Here is a 22,618-nt window from a genome sequence, read left to right as displayed (position 1 = left end):
GAACCGGCCTCATAAGTAGAATCATCGAGTTATAATGGGGAACTCCTGGCAAGCAATCACTTTTTCTTGCGTGCTGCCGGGCCAGCTTTATCCAACACCCCATTCACGAATTTATGGCTATCTTCAGCGCCAAACACTTTTGCCAGTTCGATGCCTTCATTAATAGCCACTTTGTAGGGAACATCATCACGAAAGCTTAGTTCAAACATTGCAACGCGCAAGATGGCTTTTTCTACCTGACCTAACTCTTCGAGCTGGCGTGAAAGATAAGGTGCCATCAACGCATCCAATTTTGTAGCATTGACCGCTACCCCGGACAGCAATTCACGGAAATAGGTGACATCAACACCAGTTACGTCCTGCTCTGACAGAAACTGCAATTCAACATCAGCAATGCTGTTTTTGGATAATTGCCATGAATAAATTGCCTGAACAGCACACTCACGAGCACGACGACGAGCAGCAGGTTTCACAAAATTCCCCTTAATTAAAACTAAAAATTCAGCCTTTGATGGCTTTGATTACATTAATCATTTCCAATGCGGTTAAGGCAGCTTCTGCCCCCTTATTACCCGCTTTAGTGCCAGCGCGTTCAATCGCCTGTTCAATATTTTCAGTCGTCAGAACACCAAATGTGACAGGAATGTCGCTGGACATTGCCACGTTGGACAAACCAGAGCTGCACTCGCCAGCAACATATTCGAAGTGGGCTGTACCGCCACGGATAACAGTACCCAAAGCGATAACCGCATCATATTTTTTGGACTCAGCCAGTGCCTTGACTGCCAACGGCAGTTCATAAGCACCCGGTACCCATACTACGGTGATATTGTCTGAAGAAACCTGACCGATGCGTTCCAGCGCATCCACGGCCCCTTCCAGCAGGCTGTCATTAATGAAGTTGTTAAAGCGGGCAATCGCAATAGCGATACGTGCTTCAGGAGCTGCAACAACACCTTTGATTACGTTCATAGCCTTCCTTATATCTTATTCATATCCGCAGGGGCGCGGATCTTACCACATTCTTTTTCTCTGCGTCTTGATTTATGGTCATACTAAAATCAAAACACCTAGAGCGGCCGCAAACGAAGGCGCACATCAGGGCCAATCTGTTTTACATCAAACAGCGTAAATTCAGGCGCATCCGATAATCTTTGCAATTCAGGAATAGCAAACAATCCACGGGCATTATTTCCCAGCACCTTAGGCGCGATATAAAGGATCAATTCATCTACCAGCCCCAATGATAACAACGCCCCGGCCAGAGCAGGGCCGCATTCCGCCCAGACTGAATTTACCTGACGCTTACCCAGTTGCATCATCAACAACACCAAATCAACACCATCACCATGTGCCGGCAATAAAATTTGTTCGACGTGGTCAGGCCATTGCTGTTCATCTTTGTCAGTATCCAACAAGTTAGTACGTGCTAACCAACATTGCCCTGTTTGCCGGATAACTTGATGTTGTAGCGTCACGCGATTCTGGCTGTCAGTAATGATACGGATTGGCTGGCGGAGACGTTCTTGGGGATAATCCGCTTGCGTATCAGCATCCAGCTCATTCCAACGGACAGTCAGTGAAGGATCATCCGCCAATACTGTTGCACTGGAACTCAAAATGGCGCTGCACTGCGCTCGCAATTTCTGCACATCCTGACGCGCTTCAGGTGAAGTAATCCACTTACTTTCTCCCGAAGCCAACGCAGTACGGCCATCCAATGAGGCTCCCAGTTTCAATTGCAGGTAAGGGAAACCGGTACGCATACGTTTAAGAAAACCTTTATTCAAGGATTCCGCCTGCGCCATCATCAGGCCATGTTCGACAGTGATACCCGCCTGCTGCAATTTATACAAGCCGCGTCCGGCCACTTGGGGATTAGGATCTTGCATCGCTACCACAACACGACTTAATCCCGCAGCAATCAAAGCATCAGCACAGGGCGGTGTTTTGCCATGGTGACTGCATGGCTCAAGCGTGACATAAGCTGTAGCGCCTTTCGCTTTTTCACCTGCCATGCGAAGGGCATGAACCTCTGCATGCGGTTCACCGGCTCGTAAATGAAAACCTTCCCCGACTATCTGATCATCTTTAACGATGACACAACCTACATTTGGATTCGGAGAAGTTGTAAAACGCCCCTGTTGCGCCAATTCCAGCGCTCGGGACATATATATTTCATCGAGTGTCATGGTATTTAGTCTTGTAATTTGGCTATTTCTTCGCCGAATTCACGAATATCTTCAAAGCTGCGGTAAACAGATGCAAAACGGATATACGCCACCTTGTCCAGTTTCTTCAACGCATCCATAACAAAATTTCCAATCATCTTGGACGGAATTTCACGTTCACCGGTTGCCCGCACTTGTGATTTGATATGGCTAATCGCCGTTTCCACATCATCTGAGCTGACAGGACGCTTTTCAAGTGCCTTTTGCATGCCACGACGCAATTTTTCTTCGTCGAAAGGCTCCCGAATATCATCACTTTTAATAACCCGTGGCATCACCAGTTCTGCAATTTCAAATGTAGTGAAGCGTTCATGACATTCTAGGCACTGACGGCGACGGCGCACTTGTGAACCATCCCCAACCAGACGGGAATCAATAACTTTAGTATCAACGGCTGCGCAAAATGGGCAATGCATATCGTTTCCTGACAGTTAACCGAAGGAATAACAGTGTACCTTGAAGTGATGATGAAAAACACCCTGTCAGTAAGTACTCACAGAGTGTTTAAACGATATCAGAGCTCGATCATACTAAATCGTTAAGGAAGAATAGAAGGCTGATCCGCCCCTTCTTTCTCAACTTTCTGCTGAATCATATGCTCACGCTTCATGCCCAACTTCAGAGCCAGTGCAGAAGCAACATAGATGGAAGACACGGTACCGATAGAAACACCGATTAACATTGCCAGTGAGAAGCCTTTCAACATTTCACCACCGAAAATGTACAGCATCAGTACAACCAACAATGTGGTTGCAGAAGTCATGATAGTACGGCTCAGAGTCTGAGTCAGGGAGACGTTCATGATTTCATAAGACGTACCACGGCGGATTTTGCGGAAGTTCTCACGAATACGATCCGACACCACGATACTATCGTTCAATGAATAGCCGATAACGGACATCAGCGATGCGACGATAGTCAGGTCAATCTCGATGTGGAACAACGACAGAACGCCCAATGTAATGATCACGTCATGCGCAAGCGCGATAACCGCCCCTAATGCCAGACGCCACTCAAAGCGGAAACCGACATAGATCAGGATACAGATCAGGGCAACCAGTAATGCCATTGCTCCGGTTTGTGCCAGTTCACTTCCCACACTTGGGCCGACGAACTCCACACGCTTAACTTTGGCATCTTTATCGATATTCTGGTTAATAACCGAAATAACTTTATTACCCAGTTCTTGCCCTGCATTCCCTTCCACTGGCGGCATACGAACCATCACATCACGGCTGCTGCCAAAATTTTGCAAAAGTGGCTCAACAAAACCATTCTGTGTCAGACTCTCACGCATCTTGTCCAAATCCGCAGGCTTACTCAGGTTCACCTCAATTACCGTACCACCGGTAAAATCAAGCCCCCAGTTAAATCCGCGAACACCGACTATCACGATGGAAGCGATCAATAACAGGAATGAAATCCCAAAGGCAACGTTGTCCCAGCGCATAAAGTCGATCACTTTACGCCCGTAGTTTAATTGTTCAACAGTATAATCCTGTGCCACAACGTGCTCCTTAAATTGACAACTTATTGATACGCTTGCCACCGTACAGCAAGTTCACGATTGCACGAGTTCCTACAATAGCAGTGAACATTGAAGTCGCCACACCAATACTGGTAGTAATCGCGAAGCCCTTAATAGAGCCTGTGCCCACGGCATACAGAATAACGGCTGTAATCAGCGTAGTCAGGTTTGCGTCGATGATACTGGAGAACGCGCCTTTATAGCCTTCGTGAATCGCTTGCTGTACCGTACGGCCATTACGTAGCTCTTCTTTGATACGTTCGTTTATCAACACGTTCGCATCCACAGCTACGGCAAGTGTCAGGACGATACCCGCAATCCCCGGCATGGTCAGCGTTGCTCCCGGTAACAGGGACATGATACCGACGATCAGCACCAGGTTAGCCAACAGCGCACTACTCGCAATCAAACCAAACTTACGATAGTAAATTACCATAAACAAGATGGACGCAATCAGGCCCCATAAACACGCCTCAAGACCCTGCTCGATATTCTGCAAGCCCAGAGTTGGCCCAATAGTACGTTCTTCGACAATCTGAATTGGTGCAATCAATGCACCCGCACGTAGCAACAGTGACAACTGACGAGCTTCGGCAGGATTGCCAATGCCTGTGATACGGAAACTATTACCCAAACGTGACTGAATGGTGGCAATGTTAATGACTTCTTCTTTCTTAACCAAGATCGCACGACCATTGGCATCTTTCTTACCGCTGTCTTTATATTCCACAAACAGCGTTGCCATCGGTTTTTGCAGATTATCTTTGGTGAAATTGGACATCGCCGTGCCACCCGCACTATCCAGAGAAATATTCACCTGCGGATAACCGTTCTCATCCGTGCTGGACGTGGAATCAGTAATATGATCGCCTGTCAGAATAACACGCTTGTACAAGACAACAGGGCTGCCATCCCGGGTATATTTCAATTCTGAATCAGCCGGAATTCGGCCAGACAGTGCTGCATTCTGGTCAACATTACTATTCACCAGACGGAATTCCAATGTTGCGGTTGCACCGAGGATCTCTTTAGCGCGGGCTGTATCCTGGATACCCGGCAGTTCAACAACAATACGATCTGCCCCCTGACGCTGCACCAAAGGCTCCGCAACTCCCAATTGGTTTACGCGGTTACGCAGAATAGTAATGTTCTGTTGTACTGCATAAGAGCGGGCTTCACGCAGACGTTCATCACTCATGACAACTTTCAGGGTACTGTTGGCACCAGTAGAGAACACTAAATCACGGTGGCGAGGTTCAAGGTAGCTTTCCGCTTTGGAACGCGCATCGTTATCACGGAAACGAACTTCAACACCGTAATTATCAATTTTGCGGATGGTAGAATAAGCAATGCCCTGATCACGCAGTTCAGAGCGCAGGCTATCAATATTTTGTTCCTGCAACTTACTCAGTGCGGTTTCCATATCCACTTCCATCAAGAAGTGAACACCACCACGCAGGTCAAGCCCCAGTTTCATAGGCTCAGCACTGATTGCTCTTAACCAGACAGGCGTTGCAGGCGCGAGGTTCAGTGCCACGACATACTGTTCGCCCAATGCAGAAACCAGTGCTTCACGAGCACGGAGCTGCACGTCAGTGCTGTTAAAACGAGCAAGGATAGCCCCATTTTCTAATACAATGGACTTGCTCTGGATTTGATCTTTTTCTAAAACATTACGGACTTGGTCCAGCGTTTTTTCACTGGCGGCGATACCTCGCGCGCCAGTGATTTGTACAGCCGGATCCTCACCATAAAGGTTGGGAAGTGCATAAAGCAAACCGATGAGGATCGCAGCGATCAGCATCAGATACTTCCACAAAGGATAACGGTTCAACACGGCAGTTCCCTTCGGGAAAATCAGAAAATTAAATAGCCTTCATTGTACCTTTCGGCAAAATGGCAGCGACGAAGTCACGTTTGACAGTTATTTCAGTGGTATCATTCAGGGCAATTACAACGTAGCCTGTTTCAGACACTTTAGAGACACGACCAACCAAACCGCCAGAAGTCAGTACTTCATCCCCTTTGGAGATGGAATCCATCAATTTTTTATGTTCTTTGGTACGTTTTTGTTGTGGACGCAGGATCATAAAATAGAAAATCAAACCGAAAACAACCAGCATGATAATCAGAGAATATGGGTTACCCTGAGCTTGCGCTGGTGCACCAGCAGCTGCCGCAGCTTCAGAAATAAAAAAACTCATCAAATTTCCCTCATTGTTATCGAAAACATGTTACCGAAAATCGTGTCATCGAAAATATTACTTTCCGAAAATCTTACTTCTCGAAAATCGTGTTTGCCGAAAATCGACAGTGGCTCGATCAAAAACCAGCCCGATATGCTACACATATTGAGGCTGGTTAGTCACGCCAAATTATATATTTAACGGCGGAACGGGTTTGCCAATCCGCTGATAAAACTCTTCAACAAACTGTTCCAGTCTGTCTTCTTCAATGGCTTTACGAATTCCAGCCATCAAACGCTGATAATACCTTAAATTATGGATTGTATTCAGCCTTGCACCAAGAATTTCGTTACAACGATCAAGGTGATGGAGATATGCACGGCTATAATTGCGACAAGTATAGCAGTCACAATGTTCATCCAGAGGAGAAGTATCTTCTTTATGTTTGGCATTACGGATCTTGATGACTCCTTCTGTCACAAACAGATGACCATTGCGGGCATTGCGGGTTGGCATCACACAGTCAAACATATCGATACCCCGGCGAACGCCCTCGACCAAATCCTCCGGCTTGCCAACTCCCATCAAATAGCGTGGCTTATCCTGCGGGATCTGCGGACAAACATGTTCCAGAATACGGTGCATATCTTCTTTGGGTTCACCTACGGCCAGACCACCCACAGCGTAGCCGTCAAAACCGATTTCCACCAGCCCTTTTATGGAAACATCACGCAAATCTTCGTAAACACTGCCCTGAATAATACCAAACAAGGCATTTTTATTGCCCAGTTCATTAAAACGCTGACGGCTGCGGGCAGCCCAGCGCAATGACATTTCCATTGAACGCTTCGCATAATCCCAATCAGCAGGGTATGGCGTACATTCATCAAAAATCATGACAATATCGGAACCCAAATCATATTGGATTTCCATGGATTTTTCTGGGCTAAGGAAAACGGGTGTTCCGTTGATTGGATTACGGAAATGAACGCCTTCTTCTTTGATTTTACGCATCGCACCGAGACTGAAGACCTGAAAACCACCAGAGTCGGTCAGAATAGGTCCCTGCCACTGCATAAAATCATGCAGGTCACCATGCAGTTTCATGATCTCCTGCCCCGGACGCAGCCAGAGGTGGAAAGTATTTCCTAACAGGATCTGTGCACCAGTCTCTTTCACCTCTTCCGGTGTCATACCTTTTACCGTACCGTAAGTGCCCACAGGCATGAATGCCGGGGTTTCCACTACACCACGTTCAAAAATCAGGCGGCCACGACGGGCATTTCCGTCCGTCTTTTGTAACTCAAATTTCACTTAACCTCCAGACATCAGAAAAACAGTCTGATGCTATACATAAAACAACGCATTCTAATTGCTAATTAAGCCACTGTATACGCCAGCCTCGCAATATACGGTATGTCAATTTTTACGATTTTTTGTATCATTCATTTATTTTTGTGTCACAGTTTTGACACAGCCTCTCACCAACAGTTCGCTGACTACATTGATAGGATCTCTGGGATAATGTGGTGAAAGAAAATGGGAAAGCAATCCGCTAGTCAATTGATCCCGCAAATGGAGTTGAGCTTCTTATATACATTAGCGGCATCTCATGTAGGAGAGTAATCTCTGCCTCAACTTCGCCAATTTTTATCGAGTTTTTCGCAAACAAGGTCCCGTTACTGTATTGGTGTTGAAATTTGGATATAAAAAAGCCACAGTTATGCGGCGTTAGAAATGAAAAATCCACACAGTGGAGCGGGCCAGGTTATTCGAAAAAATGATTTGCTCCAATCAATGGAATCAATCGTGCCAAAACCTCATCCATCACATCAGGTTCAGCTTGAACAACAAATTTTGATTTTCTTTCTTTCCATGACAATGTCTGAACCAGACTTGCAGCAACAATACTTGCTTTTTCCAGATTATTTACTGGCACTTCAGTCACTCCACCACGGATGCTTGTACTGATCGGGCATATAATGACTAACCCAGTTTTTTTATTGTATTCCTCACTTGAAAGAACAAGCGCAGGTCGGTACTTACCGATCTCTTTTCCTTTAACTGGCTCAAAATCAAGGAAAATTATATCATTTCTTTTAGGCAAGTAAGGCAGCATTATGAACCTAACTCCGCACTGGTAGTTATTGCTAATTCATCTGCATGAGAATTATGCTCATTAATATCTGCAAGCAGTACACTCTCAGAGAAGATTTTCCTTTTTCTCTTTGGGGTCAAAATAATTTTTCCAGATTCAACCTGCATATCCAGTGCTTCACCGATCTTCAGATCAGCCTTCTTGAGGATATTGGTAGGTATAATAATCCCTTGACTATTCCCCCATTTTTTAATTGCAGTAGACATACAAACCTCCACAATAAATGTATATACATAGTATATACCCACCCTCTGTAAGAATTGCAAGATGATTTGTTCTATCTAACAATCACGAAATTTAGGGCGATTAACAATCTGCCCGCTGTACGCACTAAGGTTAGGCGAGATGTATAGCATTTCGTGTCGCGCCGCCAAAGCCCATCGCTTCAATGCCTTTGACAATAGACATTTTCACGAAGATATTGGTCAGCATTGAACGACAATCATGTCAGCCAGAAACAACATGTAACGTTATTAACTAGCTGAAATGACGATCATTCTGATTTCAAAATATTTTATTTCAACACCGCTTCTTTCGACATCATTTCTTTCGATGCCATCATATTGCGACTGATAAACATCGCATCACCATAACTAAAAAAGCGATATTTTTCTGTCACCGCTTCTTTATAGGCACTCATGGTATTTTTATAACCGGCGAACGCAGAAACCAGCATGATAAGCGTGGATTCTGGCAGATGGAAATTGGTAATCAATGTATCGACAACCTGATATTCAAAACCCGGATAGATAAAGATTTGGGTATCATCAAAAAAAGGCGCAAGAATCCCATTCTGGCAGGCTCTGGCAGCACTTTCCAATGAGCGGACTGAAGTTGTTCCCACCGCGACAACTTTGTTACCACGCGCTTTACATGCCAGTACAGCATCCACGACATTTTGTGGCACTTCCGCATATTCAGCATGCATAACATGATCTTCGATGGTTTCCACTCGCACAGGCTGAAAAGTACCTGCGCCAACATGCAAGGTGACAAAGGCCATTTCAATGCCTTTTTCACGCAAGGCAGCCAAAAGCGGTTCATCAAAATGCAGTCCGGCAGTCGGGGCAGCCACTGCGCCCGGGCGCTCACTATAGACCGTCTGATATAACTCACGATCTGCGTCTTCATCAGGACGGGCAATATAAGGAGGCAGTGGCATATGACCAATCTGATCCAAAATGGTCAACACATCACGATCATCATCAAAACGAATTTCAAACAATGTATCATGACGCGCCAGCATCGTTGCTTTAATGCTTCGATCTTCACCAAGAACATCTTCACCAAGAATCAGCTCAGCACCTTCTTTTGGTGCCTTGGAAGCACGAACATGAGCAAGCACTCGCTTATTATCCAGCATCCTTTCAACTAAAACTTCCAATTTTCCCCCCGTCGCTTTGCGGCCGAACAGGCGCGCAGGAATGACGCGAGTATTATTGAAAACCAACAGATCACCGGCTTCCAGCTTATCCAGCACATCAGTAAAAACACCGTGCGTCAGCGTTCCCGTTTCACCGTCGAGGGAAAGCAGGCGACAGGCACTCCGCTGTGGCTGGGGATAGTGAGCAATCAGCTCATCTGGCAGTTCAAATGTAAAATCAGCGACACGCATTTTATCTGTATCATTCAAAAAAAACAGGCGGACTAGTCTAGTGCTGCAAACACGAGGGTGCAACAAAGAAGCATCTGGTTTAGCGATTTACGGTATACTCTCATCATGAATTTTCTCGCACACCTTCATTTAGCTGCATTATCGGAAAGCTCCTTATTGGGCAATCTGATGGCGGATTTTGTCCGCGGTTCACCAGAAGGATTGTTCAATTCCGACATTGTAGCGGGCATCCGTATGCACCGTCGGGTAGACAGCCTGACGGACAGACATCCGCTTGTCATAGAAGCACGTCACTTATTCCGTTGCGAGTATCGCCGCGTTGCCCCAATTACCCTTGATATCATATGGGATCATTTTCTTGCCCTACATTGGGACAAACTTGAGAAAAATTATTCTTTGCCTGAATTCGCCAACATTGCCCGCAGCAACATAGAGCCTCATCTCGATTCAACCCCTGAAAAGTTTCAAGAACTGAACAGTTATCTCTGGTCACAAAACCTGCTCATCCGCTATGCGGATATGTCCTGCATTGCCAATGTACTGCAAAGCATGGCACGCAGACGTCCGAAATTATCAGCGCTGGCAGGATCATATCAAGATATAGAAACCCATTACCTTGATTTTGAATCACTATTTTTACAATTCTATCCACAGATGATGGCATTAGCGTCAAATAAGCGCCTGCTTGAATGAAAAAATTTTCCAGAGCCTTGCACTTTTTTCAAATAGTTTTATCTTATGTAGGCAAAAAGGAATTAAAAACAGGTTATCAATAGGTAAAACCTATTACAGTAATTGGTATTTTATTCTTTATTGCTATACCCTAATTCCTTATGCTGTAACCCGTTTTTACATAACATCTTTTAAAATCACAGGAGTCAATTATGGTTTTAGTAACCCGCCAAGCCCCTGACTTTACAGCTGCTGCCGTTCTCGGTAACGGTGAAATTGTTGGTAACTTCAATCTGAAAAAACACCTGAATGGCCGTCCTGCCGTTATTTTCTTCTGGCCAATGGATTTCACTTTTGTTTGCCCTTCTGAGTTGATCGCTTTTGATCACCGTTATGAAGAATTCCAGAAACGCAGTGTTGAAGTTATCGGCGTTTCCTTCGACTCTGAGTTCGTTCACAACGCATGGCGTAAAACCCCAATCAGCGAAGGTGGTATCGGCGAAGTCAAATATCCAATGGTTGCTGACATCAAACGTGACATCATGAAAGCTTACGGCATTGAGCACCCAGAAGCTGGCGTTGCCCTGCGTGGTTCTTTCCTGATTGACAAAAATGGCGTTGTCCGTCATCAAGTTGTTAACGATCTGCCACTGGGCCGTAACATCGATGAGATGGTACGTATGGTTGACGCTCTGCAATTCCACGAAGAACATGGCGAAGTTTGTCCTGCACAATGGGCAAAAGGTCAAGAAGGTATGGGCGCTTCACCTGAAGGCGTAGCCAAATACCTGACCAAAAATGCTGACAAACTGTAATATTCCGCAGCGTTTAGTCATTTAATAACATAAAGTTATTACCCCTTCCAAACCAGCCGCTTGTCGGCTGGTTTTTTCTCGCAAAACAGATCTTCCTGAAGCCCGCTGTCTTATCGGCTTGCATTAAATTACGCACAAAAAATCGCCCTTTCCAAAATCCTGAGCTTTAGATAAGGTAATCTACATACTGCTAACAAAAACATCACAAACAATTGAGTCTCCCCACAGTAGACTCACGCTTAGGAGAACAACACATGTTAAAAGCATGGAAAATACCATTGATAGCTGTATCCCTCTTCGTCTTTTCCCCAATTTATGCAGCCACTGAACCTGCCGTTGAAGCTAAACAAGGCATGGTTGTCAGCTCACAACGCCTTGCTTCACAAGCGGGTATCGATATTCTCAAAATGGGTGGGAACGCTATTGACGCCGCAGTTGCTGTTGGCTATGCCCAGGCTGTCGTCAATCCTTGCTGCGGCAACATTGGTGGGGGTGGATTTATGACTATCCATCTCGCCAATGGCAAAAATACCTTCATTAACTTCCGTGAAACCGCACCCGCCGCAGCCAGTGCTAATATGTATCTGGATAAAGACGGCAATGTTATCAAAAATGCCAGCCTGTATGGTTATAAATCAGTTGCTGTACCGGGCACAGTCATGGGATTTGAAGAAGCCTTGAAAAAATATGGCACATTGACCCGTGAACAAGTGATGGCTCCAGCCATCAAACTCGCTCGTGAAGGCTATATCCTGACCCGAGGCGATACCGATATTCTGGACACAACTGTTAAGCGTTTTGCTCAAGATCCAGAAGCAACCCGTATTTTCCTGCGTAAAGATGGTACGCCATTCGAACCCGGAGACAGACTCATTCAAACTGATTTAGCTAATACACTGGAAGTGATTGCCAAAAAAGGACCGGATGCTTTTTATCACGGTAAAATCCCTCAACTTGTCGAAGAAGCATCAAAAAAATCGGGGGGAATTATCACCGCAGCCGATTTTGCTAACTTTCATACCACCGAAACAACCCCTGTCACCTGTAGCTATCGCGGCTACAAATTCATCTCTTCTCCACCTCCCAGCTCTGGTGGCGTCACGTTATGCGAAATATTGAATATTGTGGAAGGTTATGATCTTAAATCCATGGGATTTAATTCCGCTGCTTATATCCACACATTGACAGAAGCCATGCGCCACGCCTATATGGATAGAAACACCTATCTGGGCGATCCGGCATTTGTCAAAAACCCTCTTGATAGGCTGTTAAGTAAAAGCTACGCAGAATCTATCCGAAAAGAGATTCAACCTGACAAAGCGACTCCATCAGTCAATGTCCAACCTGGCATTGGTCCCCATGAAAAACCAGAAACCACGCATTATTCCGTCGTGGATAAAAACGGAAATGCAGTATCAACCACTTACACAATTAATGGACGCTTTGGTGCTGTCGTGATTGCACCAGGAACCGGCTTTTTCCTGAACGATGAAATGGACGATTTCACAACCAAAGTGGGTGAAAAAAACCTGTACGGGCTAGTGCAAGGCGCAACTAACTCCATTGCCCCGGGTAAGCGCCCACTATCATCAATGAGCCCAACTCTCGTGACCAAAGATGATAAAATCTTTCTGGTGTTAGGTTCTCCGGGAGGTTCCCGCATTATCTCCATCACGCTACAGAGCGCCCTAAATATCATCGACTTCAATATGCCACCACAAGAAGCAGTCAATAGCCCACGTATACACCATCAATGGCTCCCCGATGAAATCTATTACGAGCAACGTGGCCTGTCGAAAGATACCCTGAAGTTACTGGAAAAAATGGGTTACAAAATGGTGGAGCAAACACCATGGGGAGCGACAGAATTAATCATGATTGGATTGCCGGGCGCGGCAGGGGTGACTTCTGTAAATTCTTCCGGCAATGATTCAGCGGTATCAGGCATTGTCCGTGAAGGCTACATCTATGGTTCCAATGATGTACGGCGACCTGCTGGTGCTGCTATTGGTTACTGATTCAGTCTGAGTAAATAAGGGTGGGCATACTAAAACAGCCCACCCTTATTATTAATATCACCAATTCAGTCATGAAGTTAGTGAATAACCACTCATTTTTTCTTACTGTTCTTCATGCTGAGCTTCATACTTTGGGAGTTTTACTCCTCCTGCGATACGGTCATAAACAGCACACACAACGATAGCCAGCAAAGCAGGCAGTAACCATGCCAGACCCTGATCTGCCAATGGCAAATGCTTCGCCCATTCAGGCAATAAGTGAGACAGATATTCAGAAGATTTTACTGCATCCAAAATTCCAAACAGCAGGCTGATAGCCATTGCTGGAGCCAGAATACGCGAGAAGTTATTCCACCAGTTCATTGTAAAGCTCAGTAATACCAGAACGATACATGGCGGGTAAATTGCCGTCAGCACTGGAATAGAGAACTTAATCAAGTGGCTCAGGCCCAGATTAGACACCAGCATAGAGAACGTGCCCAGAATCAGCACGAGCGCACGATAAGATAACGGTAAATAACGGCTGAAAAACTCAGAACAAGCACAAGTCAGACCTATAGCGGTAACCATACAGGCCACGAAAATCAGTACCGCCAGGAAGAAACTGCCGTAGTTACCAAAAACATTTTGGACATAAGCATGCAGGATCACAGCGCCATTTTCAGCATTCGGTACCAATGTGCCACTGTTTTCCCCAAGCTTGAACAAAGAGAGATACACAAGTGCCAGGCCAAGACCCGCAATCAGGCCAGCCCACATGGTATAGCGAGTCAGCAAAGAAGAAGCCTCAACCCCGCGGGAACGAGCAGCATTAACAATAACAATGCCGAACACCATCGCGGCTAATGTATCCATCGTCAGGTAGCCATTTATAAAGCCATTTGAGAACGGAATTTCTTTATAGGTTTCAACGGCGGAAATAGAGTCACCAGCAGGCCACAGCACAGCAGCGATACCCAGAATTGCCAGCGCCAGAATTTTGATTGGAGCCAGTATGTGCCCGATACTATCCAGCAGTTTACCCGGATACAGTGAAATCAGGATCACCAATGCAAAATAAACAACACTGTAGATGAACAAAGGAAGTTCACCAGTTCCGGTAATTGGCGCGATACCCACTTCAAAAGAAACTGTTGCGGTTCTGGGCGTTGCGAATAGAGGGCCTACAGCCAAATAGCAAACAGTTGCCAGAACCAAACCCGCAGTTTTTCCGATAGGTGAACTAAGTGCTTCAATGCCACCACCTACTTTTGCCAAAGCAATTACGGTAATAACGGGCAAGCCAACAGCGGTTAGCAAAAAGCCAGCGGCTGCGATCCAAACATGTTCTCCAGCCTGCAAGCCAACCATAGGCGGAAAAATGATATTTCCCGCACCAACGAACAAGGCAAAAGTCATAAAACCCAATGCCCAAATATCCTTAGATGATAAACGGTATGCCATAATGATTATTAATGTATTGTTGCCAAAAGAATTGTATGTACGATATTAAGTATCGCAATCACTTGAATTTTCACTGGCGAGACTGAATTCTGTTTTAACAATCAGTGAGTAACATAATATTCACTGATAAACGTGAAATACAGAATGATAGTAGTAATTACAGCTAGAATCGCCAACAACTGCCCACAAGTAAAACTTTTATAGCGTCAAAAGGCAAGCATCAAACCAAAAACCAGAACAATATTCTAAACTAAATTTTAAAATCAGTGATTATTGTTATCTATCATTGAATACACACTATATGATTTGTACTTTTTTCACTCATATTGGTTAATAAATAATTTTTCCCGTATTGTTACCATTAAATCCTATTAAACTTAGCTATTTTTTATTCAAACTCTTTTTAGTTGAAACAATAAGTCGAGATGCTAATAGAAAGCTAAAAATAGATCCCTTTCCTAATACACTGGAAATATCGAGGTGGGTATTGTAATGATGTAGTGCGTGTTTCACTATCGCCAGCCCTAGCCCGCTACCTCCAGTTTGTCGGGAACGGGCACGGTCAACACGATAAAAACGTTCGGTAAGACGTGGCAAATGTTCTGCGCTAATTCCTCCCCCATTATCTTCCACTTTAAACAGCGCCCCCTGAGCCTCCCTTTGCCAACTCACCTCAATTCGCGTTCCCTCAGGAGTATGTCTAATGGCGTTATAGACCAGATTAGACATCGCACTGCGCAATTGTTCTTCATTACCAAAAACTTTCAGTTTTTCATCAACATTAAATATGATGTCATACTGGTTATTACCCAAAGCGAGGGTTTCCTGCTGCAATAAACTCAACATAGCGGGAACATCAACCACTTTATTCATATCCACTTGCGGGCCGATTTCAATTTTAGAGAGATGCAATAGTTGCGTAACCAGACTATCCATTCTCCGTATCTGTTCCTGCATCGTTCTGACCGCTTTCTGGTTTACCTGACTACCAAGTACCTGATCCTGCATCATTTCTAAATAACCTTGCAGTACAGTAAGCGGTGTCCTGAGTTCATGGCTGACATTGGCGAAAAAATCCCGTCGGGAATTTTCCAGTAACCTTTTTTGGGTAATATCACGCACCACCATCAATAACTGCCTTTCTGAATAGGGCATGACCCGGAATTCCATCATATTACCGTTGTTCAATTCGATAGTTAAAGGGCGGGAAAAGTCATTTGCTGTGATATAACGACTAAAATCGGGGTAGCGAAGTAAATTGAAAATATGCTGACCATTATCCTCTGGCCAACGGAACCCAAGTAAATGCTGTGCCAGACGATTACACCAGAAAATGTTGCCCTCTGTGGTCATCATCACAATGGCATCCGGTAGTGACTCAGCGCCACTGCGAAAACGTTTGATCAATAATACGAGTTCACGACGCCGTTTACGGTTACGCTGCTGCATCTGATAAATGCCGTAAAAGATAGGTTCCCATCCGCCGCGTCCCGCAGGAGGTAACATACTGCGATCTAACCATAACCAATGGGATAATTTCAGCAAATTATAGCCATGCCACACCAGTGCCAAAAATAGTGCGATAACCAATAACCAAGCCAAATGACCAACAAAAAGAGACAAAATGACAGCGGGCAAACAGAAAAGCACGAAGCCCAATACCAACTTTTTCCATGATAAACGCTCAAGCACGTTATTTTCTCCGGTACGAAAACGGTATTACCCGAAACCATTACCCAAACTTCTGCCAATCAACACCAACGGGACTCATAACCGTCAATAACGGGTAGAAAAACGATATCCTGTGCCACGAACGGTTTGTACCATTTTATCGTGTTTGCCGATTTCCAACGCCTTACGCAATCGCCGGATATGTACATCGACGGTGCGATCTTCCACATAAACATTCGTTCCCCACACATAATTAAGTAACTGTTCCCGGCTATAAACACGCTCTGGATGAGTCATAAAAAAGTGGAGAAGTTTGAATTCGGTTGGTCCCATCTCCAAATCCTGTCCCTGACTGGAAACTCGGTGAGATACCGGATCCAGTATCAATCCATTCATATCAATGACATCTTCTGCTTCCATGGGCGAGATACGCCGCAGAACTGCCTTGACACGGGCAATCAACTCCTTGGGTGAGAAAGGCTTAGTGATATAGTCATCAGCTCCGACATCAAGGCCACGCACCCGATCTTCTTCTTCTGAGCGAGCCGTTACCATAATGACTGGAATCGCCCTGGTATTATTATCCCGCTTAATTTGCTTGATAATCTGTACGCCTGAGCCGCCGGGAAGCATCCAATCCAATAACACTAAATCAGGATAAGGCTCTGACAGACGCCTTATTGCCGTATCATAATCTCCAGCTTCAACGGGCTGATAACCGTTTTGCTCAAGTACAAAACAAACCATTTCACGAATCGGTACTTCATCTTCAACTACCAAAATGCGTTTAGCCATGGTTAATCCTGTCAATATCATTGAAGTCAGCAACATTCACTTTAGGACATTATGAGTCAATTTTATGACAATTTTATGAAAACTATTATCTCTCAATCATCAAGCTGTAATCTGGCTCGCAGGGAATATATACCTCATCTGTCATATTTCATTCTTGATGCGAAGCTACTCGATAATTCAACAAAAGGGACTGAATGGCGCGGGACATCTTTCACATACCCATTATAATTAGCGCTTGTCACAGGTACGAGAAACTCACAGGCAACGGCGGGAAGACATGCGAATCATTCATACATCGGACTGGCATCTTGGACAATATTTCTTTACCAAAAACCGCGCAGCAGAACACAAGCACTTTTTGCAGTGGCTTATTGAAAAAATCATTCAATATCAGGTTGATGTATTGATTATTGCCGGAGATGTTTTTGATACAGGCTCCCCTCCCAGTTATGCACGCGAGCTTTACAACAAATTCATTGTGGCGCTACAGCCAACAGGCTGCCAACTTGTCATTCTTGGGGGAAACCATGATTCTGTCGCTACACTCAATGAGTCAAAAGCCCTGCTTTCTTACCTGAATACAACAGTGATTGCCAATGCCGAAACCAAAGAGCCAGAAAAACAAATAAAAGTGCTGAATAATAAAGATGGTAATGCAGGGGCGATTCTCTGCGCTATTCCTTATCTTCGCCCGCGGGACGTCATGATCAGCCAGGCGGGACAATCTGGCACCCAAAAACAGCAAGCATTACAAAATGCCATTACGGAACACTATCACCAGCTTTATCATCACGCCTGTGCGTTACGGGAACAACTCGGCCAACCATTACCAATTATTGCCACCGGGCACCTCACTACCGTCGGAGCTTCCACCACAGACTCCGTCCGCGATATTTACATTGGCACATTGGATGCGTTCCCTGCCCAAGAATTTCCACCTGCTGACTATATTGCACTGGGGCATATTCATCGTCCACAAGTTATCGGAAAATCTGAGCACATCCGCTACAGCGGTTCGCCTATTCCACTGAGTTTTGATGAAGTGGGCCAGGAAAAAAGCGTCTGCTTAGTTGACTTTAAGGCAGATAAGCTTGATAGCATCACGCTTTTACCCGTTCCAGACTATCAACCAATGCAGTTGATTCGTGGCAACTTGAAACAGATAGAGGAACAATTACAGATTTTCAGGGAGTATCAAGGTGAACGCCCGGTCTGGCTGGATATTGAAGTCGCGACTCAAGATTACCTGCCCGATATCCAGAAACGTATCCAAACCCTGAGTGAAGGTCTGCCCGTTGAGATAATTCTGCTGCGCCGCAGCAAAAATACCCGCCAATTGTCACTATCTGAACAAAATAAAGAAACCCTCACCGAATTGAGTGTCAATGAGATTTTCGAACGACGTTTGGCTCAGGAAGAATTAGAAGATATTGCTAAAAAGCAACGCCTGATTACCTTATTTAAGCAAACGCTGGATGATATTTCTCAGCAATCACATGAAGAGCCTCTCCTATGAAAATTCTTAGCTTACGGCTGAAAAATATCAATTCCCTGCAAGGTGAATGGAAGATTGACTTTACGGCAGAGCCTTTTGCCAGCAATGGATTATTTGCCATTACCGGTTCAACGGGTGCAGGTAAAACGTCTTTATTGGATGCCATTTGCCTCGCTTTATATCATGAAACCCCAAGGCTTAAGACGATTTCCAGTTCGCAAAACGAGCTAATGACCCGCCATACTGCTGAATGCCTCGCGGAAGTTGAATTCGAAGTCAAAGGTGTCGCTTATCGGGCATTTTGGAGCCAACGCCGCGCTCGTAACCAAGCAGATGGCAAACTCCAACAGCCAAAAGGAGAGCTGGCCCTCAAAAAAGACGGGAAAATTCTGGCTGATAAAATTCCAGAGAAAAAAGAAAAAATTGCCGAAATAACCGGGTTGGATTTTGGTCGTTTTACCAAATCCATGCTCTTATCACAGGGTGATTTTGCTGCATTCTTAAATGCGCAGGATAAAGATCGGGCAGACTTACTGGAAGAGCTAACAGGCACAGAAATTTACGGTATTCTGTCTCAGGAAATTTATCGACGCCATAAAGACGCACAGTCTGAGCTGGATATTCAAAATACCAAAGCCTCTTCTATTGAACTACTCACACCAGAGCAGCAACAAACATACCAAAATCAGCAACAACAACTTATTGCAGAAGAAACCGAATTCAGTCAGCAAATTAAGGCATTACAAAAAGCCGAACAGTGGCTTGTCAGAAAAGATGAACTACAGCAATCTCTGGCAAAGAATACATCACTTCTGCAACAAACTGAGCAAGCCATTCAAGAAGCACAACCTCAGTTACAACAACTGGCTACCAGCGAACCGGCTGAAAAAATCCGTCCATTATGGGATGCACAAAACCGGGCTTTTCATGAAAAACAGCGACTCACTGAACAACGCATAAAAATAGAAAATGAACGCCAACAGCAACTAACGCTACTGCAACCTGCTGAACAACAGCTTATACAGTTAGAGAAAAACCGGGAAGAGCACCAACAACATCAAAATCAGCAGGAAAAGCTCATCTCAGAACAAATTATGCCGCTCGATCATAAAATTGATATTCAATCAAAGGATCTGCTGACACTTGAGAAAGAAATAGCGGTACAAGATCGCGAATACTCTGATATTCAATCCCAATACCAAACTACTCAGAACCAGACAGAGGTACTGAATAAAGAGCAAAAAGAGCTGGAATCTTATTACGAACAACATCCCCATTACCGTAATTTAGACAGCAAACTGCCTGAATGGAAACAGCTAATTGCCCGCCAACAAGAGCGGCAAACGAAAATAAACCAACTCACACAAAACACGCAACAAATTGCCACAGAAATCACGCACACAACTGGGCGTTTGAATTCGCTGAATGCAGAATTAGCGGGACAAAAAGAACAGAGTCAGACATTACACAGTCATCTTTCTAGCGCTGAAAATCAGCTCATTGCTTTACAGAAAGCACATCCTTTAGCGCAGTTACAGAAATATTTATCGAATTATCAGAAACAACTGACATCACAGAATCAACTGGAGATCTTACTGCCTCAGATCCAGCAGCAACAAACTGCGATCACTACCGATCAAACTCAACTGGCACAATTTCAAGAATCGCTAAAACGCTTGCCGGATCAGATCACAACCTTCAATCAACAATTAGCAGAAAAACAGCAACACTATGACGATCTTGATAGTCGTATTCGCTTAGAACAACGGATCGTAAGTCTGGAAAAAGAGCGTTCACAATTAAAAGAAGGTGAATCCTGCCCGCTTTGTAGTTCAACTCACCACCCTTTAATCAATGAATACCAAAATATTGCCCTGCCACAATCAGAAGAGCGATTAAAAACCCTGCGCCAGCAGGTTGAACAATTACAAGAAAATCGCACGGCCCTACAACAAAGGCAACAAATTCAACAGCAACATAGCGAACAATTGCAGGATAACATTGCACAACTCAACGTCAAATTGGCCGAATTGGTAAAACAATGGCAACACCATTGCCAACAATTACAGGCAACAGATTTACCGATAGATACAGAGTCGGTTAATGATTTTATCAACCAGAGACAAGCTGCTTATTACCAACATCAAGCTCAGCAGGAAGCACTTTTACAAGCAGAAAAAAACCATCAGGCAGCCGAAAAAGCCCTCACAGCTAATCGTGAGCAATACCAACAGTGTGAAAAAAATATTGAGCTGGAAAAATTCAAACAAGATTCAGCCCAAAAACAATTAGACGAAAAAACGGCTGAAATTCGACAAATAGAAACAGACTACACGGCAGCAGAGCAACAATTAAAGACCGAATTACAATCGACACCTTTTACCTTACCTTCCCATCAAGAAACAGAGAGTTGGCTACAACAGCGTCAACAAGAATTAAAGAACTACCATGAATCTCGTGAAAGATGGCAACAACTACAGAAAGAACAAGCCGCCTCACAAAGCAAACTGAGTGAATTAGAAAAACAAAAAAATAAGCTAACCGCACATCTTCATGCTTTAAATCAGCAGCAACAACAACAAAAGCAGTTATTGGAACAAACGCGTCAGGAACGCCATCATTTATTTGGCGAACAATCTGTTGCTGACGTTCGTCAGGGCTTACAACAAAAAGCCTATGAACTGGAAGAGGCTTATAAACAGGCCACTACCCATCTGCAAGAATTGCAAAACAAAATGAATCAATTAACCGGTGCAGCCAGTGAAATTGAAAGAAGCTGTATCACCACCGAGGCAGCCTGTAAACTTGCTGCCAGCCACTTCCAGACCGGATTGGAGCAGCAAGGTTTTCCCGATCAAACCTCTTTTGAACGTGCCTTATTAGAACCGGAACAGCGGGAAAAATTACAACAATTACAAGAAAAACTGGAACAACAACAATTACAAGCCAAAACACGGCATCACGAATCAGAAGTGGCATTGCAGCGACATGCAGAGACACAACCGCAATTACTTGAGCAATATGAAGCCCAGCAATTATCGGCCATGTTGACCGACACTACAGATAAGTTGAAGCACAACAACCAACAACAAGGTGAAGTCAGGACCCTGCTAAATAGCGATGCAGCTCGCCGCCAGCAACAACAGGCATTACTGTCTCAAATCGCACTCTTACAACAAAACTATGATGACTGGAGCTATCTCAACAACCTTATTGGTTCCGCAGATGGTGCCAAATTCCGCCGTTTTGCTCAGGGATTAACATTGGATCATCTCGTCTATCTGGCAAATATCCGACTGGAAAAACTGCATGGTCGTTACTACTTACAACGCAAAAATGATGGTGGATTAGAATTACAGGTTGTTGATACCTGGCAAGCGGATGCCATTCGGGATACCAAGACCCTCTCCGGTGGAGAAAGTTTCCTTGTCAGCTTGGCCCTTGCGCTCGCCTTGTCTGATCTGGTGAGTAACAAAACACAGATAGAATCCCTGTTCCTTGATGAAGGTTTTGGTACGCTTGACCCTGAAACCCTCGATATTGCACTGGATGCACTGGATCACCTTAATGCGTCAGGAAAAACCATCGGAGTAATCAGCCACGTAGAAGCATTAAAAGAACGGATTCCTGTTCAGATCAAAGTGGAAAAAAAGAATGGCTTGGGTTGCAGTCAATTAGCACCAGAATTTCGGGTTTAAACACGGAGATTAAACCCTATATGGTGCATTAATAAACCACTTTAATGATGTGTATATGATATTCAAAGTGGAAAGGAAGCTGCTTGAACAATTCAGATTTAATGAGATTATTGAAAAAAACGGTTGGAAACTTAGGCGAATAAAAGGAAGTCATCATCAATTTACCCATCCTGAATTCGCTGTCGTAATAACGGCTTCGCATCCATGTAAAGATATCAAACCAGGAATTCTAAAAGATGCAAAACTCAAATAGTTTCATTAACAAATTATCCTGAAAAAGTACACCAGTAAAA

20 protein-coding genes are annotated in these 22,618 nt (G+C 44.5%); 6 read left to right on the top strand and 14 right to left on the bottom strand.

Features of this window, described 5'->3' with window-relative positions; all coding sequences use genetic code 11:
* Positions 1-56: 56 nt before the first annotated feature.
* The 11 genes from nusB to queA all read right to left on the bottom strand — a co-directional run bounded on the left by nusB (position 57) and on the right by queA (position 9,718).
* A complete protein-coding gene (gene nusB / locus Xenpb_RS01350; protein ID WP_099114948.1) occupies positions 57-473 on the bottom strand; it encodes a transcription antitermination factor NusB in 417 nt (138 codons plus the stop codon).
* A gap of 28 nt (positions 474-501) precedes the next feature.
* On the bottom strand, positions 502-972 hold the full coding sequence (gene ribE / locus Xenpb_RS01345; protein WP_187652742.1) for a 6,7-dimethyl-8-ribityllumazine synthase: 471 nt from the start codon (positions 970-972) through the stop codon (positions 502-504).
* A 98-nt stretch (positions 973-1,070) separates the two neighbouring features.
* Positions 1,071-2,192: a bifunctional diaminohydroxyphosphoribosylaminopyrimidine deaminase/5-amino-6-(5-phosphoribosylamino)uracil reductase RibD gene (gene ribD / locus Xenpb_RS01340; protein WP_187652741.1), complete on the bottom strand. Its 1,122-nt coding sequence runs from the start codon at positions 2,190-2,192 to the stop codon at positions 1,071-1,073.
* Between the two features lie 5 nt (positions 2,193-2,197).
* Positions 2,198-2,647, bottom strand: coding sequence for a transcriptional regulator NrdR (nrdR, locus tag Xenpb_RS01335; protein ID WP_092549050.1), 450 nt, complete (start codon positions 2,645-2,647; stop codon positions 2,198-2,200).
* 122 nt (positions 2,648-2,769) lie between these two features.
* On the bottom strand, positions 2,770-3,738 hold the full coding sequence (secF, locus tag Xenpb_RS01330) for a protein translocase subunit SecF (RefSeq protein ID WP_187652740.1): 969 nt from the start codon (positions 3,736-3,738) through the stop codon (positions 2,770-2,772).
* Positions 3,739-3,748: 10 nt separating this feature from the next.
* Complete coding sequence (secD, locus tag Xenpb_RS01325) at positions 3,749-5,596, bottom strand: protein translocase subunit SecD (RefSeq protein ID WP_187652739.1); 1,848 nt, start codon at positions 5,594-5,596, stop codon at positions 3,749-3,751.
* A gap of 28 nt (positions 5,597-5,624) precedes the next feature.
* Positions 5,625-5,963, bottom strand: a complete 339-nt coding sequence (gene yajC / locus Xenpb_RS01320) for a preprotein translocase subunit YajC (RefSeq protein WP_047962359.1) — start codon at positions 5,961-5,963, stop codon at positions 5,625-5,627.
* Between the two features lie 171 nt (positions 5,964-6,134).
* The gene (tgt, locus tag Xenpb_RS01315) at positions 6,135-7,259 is read right to left on the bottom strand and encodes a tRNA guanosine(34) transglycosylase Tgt (protein WP_187652738.1); all 1,125 of its coding nucleotides are present in this window, start codon (positions 7,257-7,259) and stop codon (positions 6,135-6,137) included.
* A 454-nt stretch (positions 7,260-7,713) separates the two neighbouring features.
* On the bottom strand, positions 7,714-8,064 hold the full coding sequence (locus Xenpb_RS01310) for a type II toxin-antitoxin system PemK/MazF family toxin (RefSeq protein WP_187652737.1): 351 nt from the start codon (positions 8,062-8,064) through the stop codon (positions 7,714-7,716).
* Entirely contained in the window at positions 8,064-8,309 is a 246-nt protein-coding gene (locus tag Xenpb_RS01305) for an AbrB/MazE/SpoVT family DNA-binding domain-containing protein (RefSeq protein ID WP_187652736.1), read from the bottom strand. Before Xenpb_RS01305 ends, Xenpb_RS01310 begins: the two co-directional genes overlap by 1 nt.
* A gap of 308 nt (positions 8,310-8,617) precedes the next feature.
* On the bottom strand, positions 8,618-9,718 hold the full coding sequence (gene queA / locus Xenpb_RS01300; protein WP_187652735.1) for a tRNA preQ1(34) S-adenosylmethionine ribosyltransferase-isomerase QueA: 1,101 nt from the start codon (positions 9,716-9,718) through the stop codon (positions 8,618-8,620).
* A 105-nt stretch (positions 9,719-9,823) separates the two neighbouring features.
* On the opposite strand from queA, the gene Xenpb_RS01295 reads away from it, so the two are divergent.
* From Xenpb_RS01295 to ggt, 3 genes are all read left to right on the top strand, one after another.
* Positions 9,824-10,411 carry an ACP phosphodiesterase gene (locus tag Xenpb_RS01295; protein WP_187652734.1) on the top strand — a complete coding sequence of 196 codons (588 nt, stop codon included), beginning with the start codon at positions 9,824-9,826 and terminating at the stop codon, positions 10,409-10,411.
* A gap of 191 nt (positions 10,412-10,602) precedes the next feature.
* The gene (locus Xenpb_RS01290) at positions 10,603-11,205 is read left to right on the top strand and encodes a peroxiredoxin C (RefSeq protein ID WP_187652733.1); all 603 of its coding nucleotides are present in this window, start codon (positions 10,603-10,605) and stop codon (positions 11,203-11,205) included.
* A gap of 254 nt (positions 11,206-11,459) precedes the next feature.
* Positions 11,460-13,223 (top strand): gamma-glutamyltransferase, encoded by a 1,764-nt coding sequence (gene ggt / locus Xenpb_RS01285; protein WP_187652732.1) that lies wholly within the window; start codon positions 11,460-11,462, stop codon positions 13,221-13,223.
* Between the two features lie 102 nt (positions 13,224-13,325).
* Here ggt and brnQ read toward each other — a convergent pair whose 3' ends face one another.
* From brnQ to phoB, 3 genes are all read right to left on the bottom strand, one after another.
* Positions 13,326-14,666 (bottom strand): branched-chain amino acid transport system II carrier protein, encoded by a 1,341-nt coding sequence (gene brnQ / locus Xenpb_RS01280; RefSeq protein WP_187652731.1) that lies wholly within the window; start codon positions 14,664-14,666, stop codon positions 13,326-13,328.
* A 381-nt stretch (positions 14,667-15,047) separates the two neighbouring features.
* Positions 15,048-16,358, bottom strand: a complete 1,311-nt coding sequence (gene phoR / locus Xenpb_RS01275; protein ID WP_187652730.1) for a phosphate regulon sensor histidine kinase PhoR — start codon at positions 16,356-16,358, stop codon at positions 15,048-15,050.
* Between the two features lie 84 nt (positions 16,359-16,442).
* Positions 16,443-17,132, bottom strand: coding sequence for a phosphate regulon transcriptional regulator PhoB (gene phoB / locus Xenpb_RS01270; RefSeq protein WP_187652729.1), 690 nt, complete (start codon positions 17,130-17,132; stop codon positions 16,443-16,445).
* A 277-nt stretch (positions 17,133-17,409) separates the two neighbouring features.
* Between phoB and sbcD the strand changes: the two genes are divergently transcribed.
* From sbcD to Xenpb_RS01255, 3 genes are read left to right on the top strand one after another with little or no spacing between them, the layout of a single operon-like run.
* On the top strand, positions 17,410-18,648 hold the full coding sequence (gene sbcD / locus Xenpb_RS01265; RefSeq protein WP_187652728.1) for an exonuclease subunit SbcD: 1,239 nt from the start codon (positions 17,410-17,412) through the stop codon (positions 18,646-18,648).
* On the top strand, positions 18,645-22,325 hold the full coding sequence (locus tag Xenpb_RS01260) for an AAA family ATPase (protein WP_187652727.1): 3,681 nt from the start codon (positions 18,645-18,647) through the stop codon (positions 22,323-22,325). Before sbcD ends, Xenpb_RS01260 begins: the two co-directional genes overlap by 4 nt.
* A gap of 55 nt (positions 22,326-22,380) precedes the next feature.
* Positions 22,381-22,578 (top strand): type II toxin-antitoxin system HicA family toxin, encoded by a 198-nt coding sequence (locus Xenpb_RS01255; RefSeq protein WP_187652726.1) that lies wholly within the window; start codon positions 22,381-22,383, stop codon positions 22,576-22,578.
* Positions 22,579-22,618: the final 40 nt, after the last annotated feature.

This window comes from Xenorhabdus sp. PB62.4, assembly GCF_014467285.1.
In the GTDB taxonomy this organism is placed as follows: domain Bacteria; phylum Pseudomonadota; class Gammaproteobacteria; order Enterobacterales; family Enterobacteriaceae; genus Xenorhabdus.
The sequence above is the reverse complement of the archived record's forward strand: the minus strand, read 5'-3'. Positions and strand labels throughout refer to the sequence as shown.

What these genes read in the sequence shown, in the direction of transcription:
- brnQ (WP_187652731.1), bottom strand. Translation starts at nt 14,666, where the DNA reads ATGGCATACCGTTTATCATCTAAGGATATTTGGGCATTGGGTTTTATG.
- sbcD (WP_187652728.1), top strand. Translation starts at nt 17,410, where the DNA reads ATGCGAATCATTCATACATCGGACTGGCATCTTGGACAATATTTCTTT.
- Xenpb_RS01255 (WP_187652726.1), top strand. Translation starts at nt 22,381, where the DNA reads ATGATATTCAAAGTGGAAAGGAAGCTGCTTGAACAATTCAGATTTAAT.
- Xenpb_RS01305 (WP_187652736.1), bottom strand. Translation starts at nt 8,309, where the DNA reads ATGTCTACTGCAATTAAAAAATGGGGGAATAGTCAAGGGATTATTATA.
- ribD (WP_187652741.1), bottom strand. Translation starts at nt 2,192, where the DNA reads ATGACACTCGATGAAATATATATGTCCCGAGCGCTGGAATTGGCGCAA.
- nrdR (WP_092549050.1), bottom strand. Translation starts at nt 2,647, where the DNA reads ATGCATTGCCCATTTTGCGCAGCCGTTGATACTAAAGTTATTGATTCC.
- Xenpb_RS01310 (WP_187652737.1), bottom strand. Translation starts at nt 8,064, where the DNA reads ATGCTGCCTTACTTGCCTAAAAGAAATGATATAATTTTCCTTGATTTT.
- queA (WP_187652735.1), bottom strand. Translation starts at nt 9,718, where the DNA reads ATGCGTGTCGCTGATTTTACATTTGAACTGCCAGATGAGCTGATTGCT.
- Xenpb_RS01290 (WP_187652733.1), top strand. Translation starts at nt 10,603, where the DNA reads ATGGTTTTAGTAACCCGCCAAGCCCCTGACTTTACAGCTGCTGCCGTT.
- ggt (WP_187652732.1), top strand. Translation starts at nt 11,460, where the DNA reads ATGTTAAAAGCATGGAAAATACCATTGATAGCTGTATCCCTCTTCGTC.
- yajC (WP_047962359.1), bottom strand. Translation starts at nt 5,963, where the DNA reads ATGAGTTTTTTTATTTCTGAAGCTGCGGCAGCTGCTGGTGCACCAGCG.
- ribE (WP_187652742.1), bottom strand. Translation starts at nt 972, where the DNA reads ATGAACGTAATCAAAGGTGTTGTTGCAGCTCCTGAAGCACGTATCGCT.
- phoB (WP_187652729.1), bottom strand. Translation starts at nt 17,132, where the DNA reads ATGGCTAAACGCATTTTGGTAGTTGAAGATGAAGTACCGATTCGTGAA.
- Xenpb_RS01260 (WP_187652727.1), top strand. Translation starts at nt 18,645, where the DNA reads ATGAAAATTCTTAGCTTACGGCTGAAAAATATCAATTCCCTGCAAGGT.
- Xenpb_RS01295 (WP_187652734.1), top strand. Translation starts at nt 9,824, where the DNA reads ATGAATTTTCTCGCACACCTTCATTTAGCTGCATTATCGGAAAGCTCC.